The sequence below is a fragment of the Pelatocladus sp. genome (genome assembly GCF_059505505.1).
On sequence record NZ_JCACKS010000071.1, the window covers coordinates 1 to 11,402 of the forward strand.

The following is an 11,402-nucleotide window of genomic DNA, read 5'->3' on the forward strand; positions in this document are numbered from 1 at the left end:
AGGGGGGATCAAAACGCTACTAGGCAACTTTGTAAGACTTCTGTGTACACCGCAGCCCTTGGTAAGGGGAGGTTGGGAAGGGTTAAAATAATGTGCAGCTTTACAGAGAATTGGTATGAGGACTTTAGTCCTTATTTTGAGGACTAATACCATTTTCATATGAAGATGCATAGAAAGAACCCCACCACCTTCGGCACCTCCCCTTGGTAAGGGGAGGTTGGGAAGGGTTAAAATAATGTGCAGCTTTACAGAGAATTGGTATAAAGTCCTCACTACGAACTTAAAATAATATGCCAGTTGCGTAAGTCCTGAAGGTTTCAGATAAATTCTCTGCCGAAAATCACAAAAAAAGGATTAGTTTACGAGTCGCAAAAGCTAGTTTACGAGTCGCAAAAGCTAGTTTACGAGTTGCAAAAGCTAGTTTACGAGTTGCAAAAGCTAGTTTACGAGTCGCAAAAGTTTAGTTTGCGAGTTGCAAAAGCTAGTTTACGAGTCGCAAAAGCTAGTTTACGAGTTGCAAAAGCTAGTTTACGAGTTGCAAAAGCTAGTTTGTGAGTTGCAAAAGTTTAGTTTGCGAATTGCAAAAGAGTTCACCTCAGAATTAATTCTGATAACTGTTAACTGATTACTTACATGCTGTTTCTAAAGTTTGCAAATTATTTTGCATTGCCTGAAAATAATGTTGCGGATCTGTTGAACCTGTTTCCAATGAATCTAATTCACGTAAAGTTAAATTCAGGTCTTTAGAAAGACTTGTCAATAATTTGTTATCTATTCCTGGTTCACCAAATAGAGCTTTGACTTTATACTGTTTCACTGCATTGACTGCTTTTTGTACATCTGTTGGTGTCAGTTGATCTTCAGGAATTTCAACTACTGCAACTTGTTTAAGGTTGTAACGTTTAGCTAAATATGGATAGGCGTCATGGAAGGTGACAAATGTGCAGTTAGGATTTTTCTGTAAAGTCTGCTGATATTGATTATTTAAAGATTCTAATTGTTTGATATAAGTTGCTGCATTTGTTTCATATGTATTTTTATTAGCAGGATAAGCTGCAATCAAGCCATCTCGAATATTAATAACTTCTTGTTTTGCCAAAACAGGATCTAACCATATGTGTGGATTCCCTCCAGCATGTTCATGATCGTGTTCTTCATTTTGATTTCCTGTTTCTACAACGGGTGATATTCTTTCTACAGCTTGAATGCCTTTACTAGCATCTATTTGTGTTAACTTTGAATTTTGAGCATTTTTAACTGTTGCTTCTAAAAATTCTTCTAAACCCAAGCCATTTTTGACTAATACATTGGCTGTGGCGATCGCTTTCACATTTTCCGGTGTTGCTTGATACTCATGCACTTCTGTTCCTGGAGGCACTAAGATTGTCACATCTGCTGTATCTCCTACTACCGCTTTCGTAAACCAATACATCGGTAAAAACGTTGCAACTACTTTAATTCTTCCTGATTTTTGTGCAGGTGTGGATGCCGTTTCCTGCGCTTGGGGTGATTGTTCTGTATTGACTGAGGCTGTTGTATCTGTTTGATTACAACCAGTTCCAGTAATTAAAACTAACAAAGTAAATAAAGATACAATAATATCTTTGGGTTTATTTTTTTTACTTTCTCTAGGAATGTGCGTCACAGTCCTGCTAACTCCCCAGGATTTGAAGTTGACAATGAGACTTATTCTACCCCTAATAGATTAAAATAAGTATCATTCTCATGAAATGTTTGAGAATTGACCAAGGCTCTTTGAGGCGGGTGTAAGGGTGTAGGGGTAATATATAGCTCCAAAGTTTACTTATGCTATTTGGTTATGATTTCTAGACTTTGAATTAAAAAATTCCTAATAACTGGTAGATTATTTGAGAATACTTTTTAATAAAGCTGCTTTCAACAAGCAGGGTGGTAATCTATCAAAAATATACTTTGATTTGTGGTTAGCACTTTAGGCTGGTGACTATTCAGGCTAGGGAGCTAGTAATTTTCATTATGCCTTTTTTTATTTAGTGTGAGGAAAAATGCAAAAATTTTGGAAATCTGTGTTGGTAAGTCCAGCAGTTCTCGGCGCCATCCTACTGGTTGATGCTACTGCATTCGCAGGAGAAACAATTAAGACTTCAGAAAATACTCAACCGCAATTGGTAGTCACTCCTAACCAAAACGTTGAGAACAAAAATGTTCAAAGTCAAGTAACTTCGGTTTCTCAATTGTCAGATGTGCAACCCACAGACTGGGCATTTCAAGCTTTACAATCACTGGTAGAACGTTATGGTTGTATCGCTGGATATCCAAATGGTACTTATCGCGGTAATCGGCCGATGACGCGTTATGAGTTCGCCGCAGGTTTAAATGCATGTTTGGATCGCGTCAACGAAGTCATCGCTACCGCTACATCAGAGTTGGTGACAAAAGAAGATTTAGCCGCGCTACAAAGACTGCAAGAAGAATTTTCAGCAGAGTTGGCGACTCTGCGGGGTCGTGTAGATACACTAGAAGCACATACCGCAGAATTAGAAGCAAATCAATTTTCCACCACAACCAAATTAACCGGACAAGTGGTAATGGCAATTACCGATGTTCTGGGAGGAGATGATGTCAATGGTGTGGATGCTAAAGGAAACAATACAACCCTTGGGGCAAGGGCGCGTGTAGAATTTAACACCAGCTTCACAGGGAAAGATACTCTGTTTACCAGGATTCAAGCCAATAATATTCTCAACCCAGATATTGGCACACCAGAAGGTAATTTGTTTTTTGCTGGTGAAGATGGTACAACTGATGCTTTTATAGATGCATTATTTTACAAATTTCCCCTAGGTGATAGCACTGAAGTAATTGCTATTGCTAACGCAGGTGCAGCAGACGACGTTACCAATACAGTCAACCAGTTTGATGGAGATGGCGCGTTTGGTGCATTATCGACCTTTGGTACACGCAACCCAATTTATTACCAAATGGATGGTGCAGGTTTGGGTGTCACGCAAAACTTTGGCAATACATTAGCGCTCAGTTTAGCGTATTTGGCGAGTTCACCCAATGATCCATCCGGTAGTAACGGTTTGTTTAATGGCCCTTACGGCGCACTTGCACAGCTAACCTTTCAACCGAGCGATCGCTTAACCGTTGGTTTAACCTACATCAATGCTTACAACCAGGAATTGGGTGCTGGTAGCAATCGAGCAAATCCAATATCCTTCTTGAACTCTGATTTTGGTGTAGATGTACCTTTCTCCAGCAATTCCTATGGTCTAGAAGCAACTTATCAACTCAATGATAATTTTGTTTTGGGTGGTTGGGTCGGTTACACCAATGCTCAAAACTTATCCACCGAAGGAGGAACAATTGACCGTGGTAAACTCGATATTTGGAACTGGGCAGTGACTCTAGGATTTCCCGACCTCGGTAGTAAAGGTAGCGTAGCAGGTATTATAGTTGGTATGGAGCCGAAAGTTACTAATTCCAGCATCAATGAAATCGACGAAGACGAAGATACCTCATATCACGTCGAGGCGTTCTACCAATATCAGTTAAGCGAGAACATTACCATTACTCCTGGTTTGATTTGGCTCACTGCACCGGATCATAACAGCGACAATGATAACGTTTTCATTGGCGCACTGAGAACTACCTTTAGTTTCTAGGTTTTTCAGACGGGAGCATCCCAAATGTTCAAAAAATCCGCTCATAGCTAAAGTCCACTGAAGCAGACTGTTTGATTTATTTGAGTTGGATAAAGACAACTTGCGCTATTAGCTAAAAAATTAAATCCTTAGCGGTATATTGAAATAAATTGGGATGCTCTCCTAAAGACCTCTTGCAAAAGTCGAATGAACCCCCCTCAATCCCCCCGTGAACGGGGGGAAGATTTAGTTCCCTCCCCGTTTACGCTTAGGGTTAGGGTGGGGTAAAAATATTTTTGCAAGAGGTCTTAAGAAGAAAATAATCTTGAACGCACTGTATTTAAGGAAACACTACGAGGTTTTATGAACGCCGAAACAGTATCTCGTATACCTGTTGCTTTAACTATTGCTGGTTCAGATAGTGGTGGTGGTGCAGGAATTCAAGCGGATCTGCGTACTTTTGCTTTTCATTGTGTCCACGGTACTAGTGCGATCACTTGTGTTACAGCTCAAAATACTTTGGGTGTGATGCGCTTTGATGCGATGTCACCAGAGGCGGTTGTTGCTCAAATCCAAGCTGTATGTGAAGATATCGGCGTACAAGCAGCAAAGACAGGAATGTTGCTCAACAAAGAAATTATTGCAGCTGTTGCCCAACAGGTAGAAGCTTTAGAAATTAAAAATTTGGTGGTTGATCCTGTGATGGTATCACGGACGGGAGCGCAATTAATAGACGATGAGGCTGTGAATATACTTTGCCATACACTCATACCCCTAGCTGCGATCGCCACACCAAATCGCTACGAAGCCCAAATAATGAGCGGTTTACAAATTAATACCCTCGATGATATGCGTGAGTCTGCCCAAATTATTCATGATAAATTCCAAGCGAAGGTGGTGTTAGTCAAGGGTGGTGGAATGTCGGGAAGTGGACGGGGTGTCGATATTTGGTTTGATGGGCAAAAACTGGAAACTTTGATTGTTAAACAGGTAAACACAAAAAATACTCACGGTACTGGTTGTACTTTATCAGCTGCGATCGCAGCTAATTTGGCGCGTGGTGATGATTTATTTACAGCCGTGCAGCAAGCAAAAAAATATGTTACTAATGCTCTATCCTATGCTTTAGATATTGGTAAAGGGCAAGGCCCGGTTGGACATTTTTATCCGTTGGTGCGATCGGGCGATGATGAAAGCCTGCGATTGAAATCGCAGTCTCATTTGCATTGTCCCCAAAAAAACGGGCAGGCTTATAAACCCCTTTATTAATCAATGGGCCATGCGGAATATCCAAAGAAGCCTGCCCGTTTTTTCTAAGTGGAAGACCCTCATAGCTAAAGTCTTCTTCAGCAGACTGTTTGATTTATTTGAGTTGTCCTTAGCCACCATCGAACACAAATTAAATTATAAAATCTTTTGCTCTCAAGTAATTTTTCTATTATTCTTGGGCTTAGTTTGTATCATTATTTGCTTTTAAACTAAAAATGCGAACAGCTAACGGCTCTTTTTATAGTCATACCCCTAGTACGACTACTCAGCATTATTCACCCTCTGTACCCTTATCTGTATATCGAGATTTGGCAGCAGAGTTACAAGCCGCACAGGCAAAAATCAACGCCCTTAACGCTCAACAAGCACAAGTAACTCAAGAAAATCAGCTTCTACGACAAGAAATTGCCAAAGCAATCCAGTCTGTTTTACAGTTACAAAAGTTACTTGATGCTTCTAGTCAGTCTAAATCTCAGCAGGTTCCACAAACTCAAGTCACAGCAGACGTAGAGGTGGTATCTCCATCAACATCAATAGGGAATAATCACAAACCACCAGAGGAACGACAAATATTTGCCCAAACTAAAGAATTTTCAGGGAATTTTGCAGTAAGTAATCAACAGGTAAAGAATCCTGCTACTAGTAAACAGCAGATAAATAAGAATAATAAACCTCAAGCAAAAAAAGCACAGTCGCGCCAGCAGTCTCATCCACGTCCACCTGTTGTCTATACTGAAATGGAAATCCCTGTATCCATGTCAGAAGCAGTGCTTTTAGAACAGCAGCAAGTTGTCACCTACCCCAGCAGCGAATCAGAATCAGAAAAAGTAAATAGCTGGTGGTTCTTTTTCATGATTGTATTGATCATATTTTTGGGTTTTGGTGCTGGCTATTTGGTTGTGCGTCCCTTCATTGAACATCAGAACCATTAACTCAAATCCTGGCGTTGCTGAATCAAAACTTGTTATCCATAACTACTGTACTGGCGTAGACGGATTTTGCGTGGCTTTAAGTTAGAGTAGGTCGTTCGCATCTGCTAACCACTCCAAATTCTCATACAATTCCCTTGTTGGGTATAAAAGCATAATTTCAGCTATGACAAATCAAAATCTGATCCCTGTAATTGTGAATGGTGCTGCTGGTAAAATGGGGCGCGAGGTGGTTAAAGCAGTAGCACAAGCATCTGATATGAGTCTTATGGGTGCTATTGATACAAGTCCAGAACACCAAGGCAAAGATGCAGGCGAATTGGCTGGTTTAAGTGAACCTTTAGAAGTACCAATTACCAATCAATTGGAACCGATGCTGGGTTACGTAGCTGGTGAAAGACATATGCAACCAGGGGTGATTGTAGATTTTACTCATCCTGATTGTGTGTATGACAATATTCGTAGTGCGATCGCCTACGGTATTCGTCCAGTTGTAGGTACTACAGGCTTAAGTCCCGAACAAATTCAAGATTTGACAGCTTTTGCTGATAAAGCTAGTACAGGATGCTTACTAATTCCTAATTTTTGTATTGGTATGGTACTGTTGCAACAAGCCGCAGTCACAGCATCTCAATATTTTGACCACGTAGAAATTATTGAACTGCATCATCATCAAAAAGCTGATGCTCCTAGTGGTACTGCGATTAAAACTGCCCAAATGTTAGCAGAAATGGGTAAAACATTTAATCCGGCAGTAGTTCAAGAAACAGAGAAATTATCAGGGGCAAGAGGTAGCGTTGCAGATGAAGGTATTAGAATTCATAGTATACGTTTGCCAGGGTTAATTGCTCATCAAGAAGTTATTTTTGGCGCACCTGGTCAAATTTATACTTTACGACATGATACAAGCGATCGCGCTGCTTATATGCCAGGAGTACTACTAGCAATTCGCAAAATCTTGCAGTTAAAGTCGTTAGTATATGGATTAGAGAAAATACTTTAAGTTTTTCATCTCAAATCCCAAATCCCAAATCCCAAATCTCAAATCCCAAATCCAAAACCCGAATGCTTGTCCCACTGACTCGCCAAAAATTTAATCAACTTGTCCCCTTAATTGCCACTAGTCAGCAGTACAAATATTATTGGGGAAAATTTCCAGATTTTTTACAGAGGCTGTTAATTTCTGTTGTCATTGCAGGTGTTTATGTCCTAGCAAGACTTTTTTCCATACCTGGTTTTGGCCCAATTATATTTTTGCTAGGAGTAATTGGTGCTTTTTACTGGCTATGGGGGCCTATATTCTGGGCTAGTATGCGTAATGCCAAATGTCGCCGTTACAAATATAGTGGATTTTTTCGTGGTCGGGTTTTGGATTGGTGGATTACAGACGAATTGATTGGTAAACAAGAAACCGTTGACAACAAAGGTGATTTAGTCATAGTCGAAAACCGGGAAAAACGAATAAATCTAGAAGTGGGTGACGAAAGCGGATTTAGCGCTCAACTTGTAGCACCATTACGAGTTGAGCATAAAGTGATTGCCCGTGGTCAGAAAGTAGAAATGGTGGTAATGTCGAATCGTCCAGATTTGAGCAGAATTGAAGAAATCACCGATATTTATATTCCCAGTCGTGATTTATGGGTAAATGATTATCCCTATTTGCGACGAGATTATTTTCCGGAAGTGAGTCGTCGTTTACGCGATCGCCCCTCAGAAAGACCCCACAAACGTCGCCCTGTAGAGGAATAGAGAAATTGAGGATCGGGCGTCACACTATCATACCTATATGGGCAGCGACGATATGCCAATTTCCGCTAGAAGAGACAGCCCAAACGCGCGTAAAACGAAAGTCACCATTTGCAGGCCTGCCATTATAACTACCAGACAATTGCATTCGCACTGAAACAATTGCAACCTCTGTGTGGAGTTGAATATGTTGCTCAGAAGGTTTCAGCTCATTTATCTTTATCAAACCAGATTCATGAGCAGCTAGATCATCTTGTTTTGTTAATAATTCTCCCAGATGACTTGTGATGATAATTTCAGGGGCTAGTAGTTCATTCAAGGTGCTGACATCAGAAGCAAGCATCGCCAGTCTGAGTTGTTCTTCGGCCTTGATAATCTGAGTTTCAACTATTTTGATTTTATTCATGGTGTTTCTTTTCTGAATATCAACAAACTGCTATATATCAAGGGCAGAAACCGAATTTACGCAGATGGGTATGCCTCACGACAAAATGGGACACTTGTAAAGTGATGTAAAGATAATTGTGGAAACAGATCTCTGGTGTGTCCTTGTAGCTGCTCCCCGATCACCTAGCTTTTCCGTAAGCTTGCCAAGCTAAATCTACTAGACCCTCAACAATCGCGGTTGCGACTAATGCGCCACCTTTGCGACTGTCAATTGTTATGTTCGGTATCAGAGAATCTCGTAAGCGTTCTTTATCGCTATCTGTGTTGATAAAACCTGCTGGTGTTGCAATCACCAAAGCTGGTCTGATTTCTTCCGCTTCAATTAAATCAACAAGTGTAGATAAAGCCGTTTGCGCTTGACCAATGACAAATAAGCCTTCAGGATAACGTTTAGCTAAAGTTTCAATTCCCCAAGCTGCACGAGTTTTTTCTTTTTGAGGACGAGTAAGTGTATCGATGCTGCAATACACGGGGTTAGCAAAAGTACTTTGAATTTCGTAGTTAATACTTACCTGTACCATCGGCACATCTACGACAATAGTTGTCCGTGCAGCCAACGCTGCTGCCCCAGCTTGCAAAGCACGTTCAGAAAAACGAATCAAGGATTTATATTCAAAATCAGCAGTAGCATAAATTACTCGCCGAACAATTTCATACTCGGCAGGTGAAAAGACATGATCGCCAATTTCGCTATCAATTATTGCTAAACTCTCAGCATCAGTTATGTGCCATTCCATTGCGTTTCAGCACTCAGCTAACAGCTTTCAGCTTAAATGAGTCATTAGTCATTAGTCCTTTGTCCTTTGTCATTTGTAACAATTAGTCATTGCACCCCACCCCTTAATCCCCTCCCCGCTTGCGGGGCTGCGGTGTACACATAAATCCTCTGATCCCCCTAAATCCCCCTTTTTAAGGGGGACTTTGATTCTAGTTCCCCCTTTTTTAAGGGGGGTTAGGGGGGATCAAAACGCTACTAGGCAACTTTATAAGACTTCTGTGTACACCGCAGGCTTGCGCTTAGGGGCGGTTTTGGTGTTAGACAAAACCGGGGTGGGGTTCAAAGGGAATTATAAGTTGAAACTGTATCCCGCCTAGAACTAAAGTTCCAGGCTCATAGCGAAAGTCCACTCAAGTGGACTGGAACAAACTTTTTTTTGAGTCCTCTTCAGAGGACTTGCGCTATGAGACTCGGAATTTATTCCGAGGCGGTACAGATGCGCTCAACCTAGATTTGTGTGTACACCGTAGCCGTTTCGGGGAGACTGAGGGGGGTTAATTCAACTTTTGCGAGAGGTCTAATGACCAGTTTACAGTTCTGATGTTGAAGAACGACTGAAAAAGTTTGATAGGTAAGCAACTAATACACCGATGAGAAAACCAGAGATATTACGGACTAAAGGTATCCAATCGGAAGTACGAGTTACTACTGGACCAATACCGAAAGCGATAAATAAGATTCCCCACAGAGGAGAAAAAATTAAAGCCCATTGCCAAGCAAAAATTTGTCCTTCACGCCGGGGTTGAGCCGCAAAACCGCAAATAAACCCACCAATGATTGAGCTAATCAGCGTCAGAATCCACTGTTCTCTTGGTAGTCCAGGAACGACACGGCAACCACCTTGACGCAAACAGGTTTCAATGGATTCTAGAGCTTGTATGATTGCTCCGTCTTCCCCTTCTTCTCGTACAAAGTATAAGTTGCCAAAGCGTGTTTGTAATTCTACCCAAAACGTGCGGGGTAGTAACTTGTAAACTGCATCGCCGACATTGAAGTTAAGAATATTACCACCACTGGCATCAGCAACTAATAAAACACTTTTGTCATCAAGTTTCCAAAAATTCTTAATTGCTAAACCCGGTGTACGGTCATACTGAGTTAAAACTCTCAACTTCCAGCCAGTTTGAACTTCAAATTGTTCTAGCTTTTTAACAAGATTTTCTTCTTGAACTGAGTTGAGGGATTTAGCTAAGTCTACGACTGGGGTTGGGGTGTCTGGTAGTAACTCTGGATTGTCGTAAGCATGAGCGTAGGGAGGATGTGTTACCCAAATTGATCCTGCCAATAAAAATACTGCACCAAATACCAGAATTCGTCGCCAAAAACAATGCTGCATGGACTTTTTTATACGATTATCTACAGTAGAGGTGAACAAGTTGTTTTAAAAGATGAGAGGAAAACAGAATAATTCTTTACACTTTTTAACTTTAATCTAATTTAAGTCATTAGTCACTTAGTCAAATGACAAATGACCAATGACAAAATTAAAGTGGTTTTTGTGTGGGTGTACCGACAGTACGGGGAAATTTAGCTGGTGTGGGTGCTACTTTCCGTAGGTACAAACAGTGACGGAGACTATTACTCAATGGAGTTGTAAATTGATCTATTGCTTCTATTTCACCACCTAGTTGTTTCACAGCATCCGTCAAAGCCGTAGTTTCATCTTCTGTCCAGTTACCCCGATAAACTATGGCTAAACCACCTTGTTTGAGTAATGGCAAAGCGTATTCCGCACATACTGATACATTACTAACAGCGCGAATCATGGCTACGTCATAGTTTTGGCGGTGCTGGGACTGTTGACCGATTTCCTCAACTCTACCAGTTAGTGTTTTAGTATTATCTAACTGCAACTCTGGTAGAATCTGTTCAAGAAAAGCTGTTTTTTTGCGAGTAGAATCAACAAGTGTGACAGTGCAATCAGACAGTGCGATCGCAACAGGAATACCAGGAAAACCCGCGCCTGTACCAATATCAATAAAGTGGTGCGGTAATGAAGTGAAATCTTTTTCCCCATTTCTTAGTAAGGGTGCAATTCCCCGCAGAGAATCCCAGAGATGTTTCTCCCAAAATTCCTGGGCGTCGGTGATTCTGGTTAAATTAAGCTTTTGATTACCTTCTAAAATCAATTCATACAACCTCTGCAATTGTACCTGTTGTTCGGATGTCGGTTGCCAATTGAGAGTTTGCTGCCATATATCTGGCAATTCTGGTAAAGAAGGCGCGGTTAAGTCGTTCACAGTTTCACTCTTACCTTAACATTTTTGTTTGTAGTAAGCACTTTAGTGCTTAAAAGTATTTTTTCAAATTGGGATGCTCCCATTCTCTATAAATTAATAGACCTCTTGCAAAAGTCGAATGAACCCCCCTCAATCCCAATACTGCTCGGTTAAGGATTTGTCGTCGTAATTTTGGGCATGTAGAGACGTTGCACTGCAACGTCTCTACAGGTTTTAAATGTCAATCGATTTGTCTTATCCGAGCAGTATTGCCCTCAATCCCCCCGTGAACGGGGGGAAGATTTAGTTCCCTCCCCGCTGCGGTGTACACAGAAGTCAAAATTTTTCATGTTGAAACTGTATCCCGCCTAGAACTAAAGTTCCAGGC

General features: G+C 41.0%; 11 protein-coding genes. 6 read left to right on the top strand and 5 right to left on the bottom strand.

The genetic code is table 11. The annotated features are described in order from the left end of the window. Window positions 1-408 precede the first annotated feature (408 nt). The gene (locus AC5JMK_RS06975) at window positions 409-555 is read left to right on the top strand and encodes a hypothetical protein (RefSeq protein ID WP_495909720.1); all 147 of its coding nucleotides are present in this window, start codon (window positions 409-411) and stop codon (window positions 553-555) included. Between the two features lie 70 nt (window positions 556-625). Here the strand turns inward: AC5JMK_RS06975 and AC5JMK_RS06980 are convergent, their stop codons facing one another. Continuing rightward, window positions 626-1,645 carry a metal ABC transporter solute-binding protein, Zn/Mn family gene (locus AC5JMK_RS06980; RefSeq protein ID WP_495909721.1) on the bottom strand — a complete coding sequence of 340 codons (1,020 nt, stop codon included), beginning with the start codon at window positions 1,643-1,645 and terminating at the stop codon, window positions 626-628. Between the two features lie 379 nt (window positions 1,646-2,024). Here AC5JMK_RS06980 and AC5JMK_RS06985 point away from each other — a divergent pair, with 379 nt between their 5' ends. The 5 genes from AC5JMK_RS06985 to AC5JMK_RS07005 all read left to right on the top strand — a co-directional run bounded on the left by AC5JMK_RS06985 (window position 2,025) and on the right by AC5JMK_RS07005 (window position 7,573). Further along, a complete protein-coding gene (locus AC5JMK_RS06985) occupies window positions 2,025-3,647 on the top strand; it encodes an iron uptake porin (protein ID WP_495909722.1) in 1,623 nt (540 codons plus the stop codon). Between the two features lie 342 nt (window positions 3,648-3,989). Continuing rightward, the gene (thiD, locus tag AC5JMK_RS06990) at window positions 3,990-4,895 is read left to right on the top strand and encodes a bifunctional hydroxymethylpyrimidine kinase/phosphomethylpyrimidine kinase (protein WP_495909723.1); all 906 of its coding nucleotides are present in this window, start codon (window positions 3,990-3,992) and stop codon (window positions 4,893-4,895) included. Between the two features lie 215 nt (window positions 4,896-5,110). Then, complete coding sequence (locus tag AC5JMK_RS06995) at window positions 5,111-5,827, top strand: hypothetical protein (RefSeq protein WP_495909724.1); 717 nt, start codon at window positions 5,111-5,113, stop codon at window positions 5,825-5,827. Between the two features lie 163 nt (window positions 5,828-5,990). Next, a complete protein-coding gene (gene dapB / locus AC5JMK_RS07000; RefSeq protein WP_096675941.1) occupies window positions 5,991-6,827 on the top strand; it encodes a 4-hydroxy-tetrahydrodipicolinate reductase in 837 nt (278 codons plus the stop codon). 62 nt (window positions 6,828-6,889) lie between these two features. Next, complete coding sequence (locus AC5JMK_RS07005; RefSeq protein ID WP_096675942.1) at window positions 6,890-7,573, top strand: DUF8619 family protein; 684 nt, start codon at window positions 6,890-6,892, stop codon at window positions 7,571-7,573. A 19-nt stretch (window positions 7,574-7,592) separates the two neighbouring features. Here AC5JMK_RS07005 and AC5JMK_RS07010 read toward each other — a convergent pair whose 3' ends face one another. The 4 genes from AC5JMK_RS07010 to rsmG form a co-directional block, all read right to left on the bottom strand. Beyond that, the gene (locus AC5JMK_RS07010; RefSeq protein WP_096675943.1) at window positions 7,593-7,976 is read right to left on the bottom strand and encodes a nuclear transport factor 2 family protein; all 384 of its coding nucleotides are present in this window, start codon (window positions 7,974-7,976) and stop codon (window positions 7,593-7,595) included. A 160-nt stretch (window positions 7,977-8,136) separates the two neighbouring features. Then, entirely contained in the window at window positions 8,137-8,754 is a 618-nt protein-coding gene (locus tag AC5JMK_RS07015) for a precorrin-8X methylmutase (RefSeq protein WP_096675944.1), read from the bottom strand. Window positions 8,755-9,324: 570 nt separating this feature from the next. After that, window positions 9,325-10,131 (bottom strand): TPM domain-containing protein, encoded by an 807-nt coding sequence (locus AC5JMK_RS07020; protein ID WP_495909725.1) that lies wholly within the window; start codon window positions 10,129-10,131, stop codon window positions 9,325-9,327. A 148-nt stretch (window positions 10,132-10,279) separates the two neighbouring features. Then, window positions 10,280-11,035, bottom strand: coding sequence for a 16S rRNA (guanine(527)-N(7))-methyltransferase RsmG (rsmG, locus tag AC5JMK_RS07025; protein ID WP_096675946.1), 756 nt, complete (start codon window positions 11,033-11,035; stop codon window positions 10,280-10,282). Window positions 11,036-11,402 lie beyond the last annotated feature (367 nt).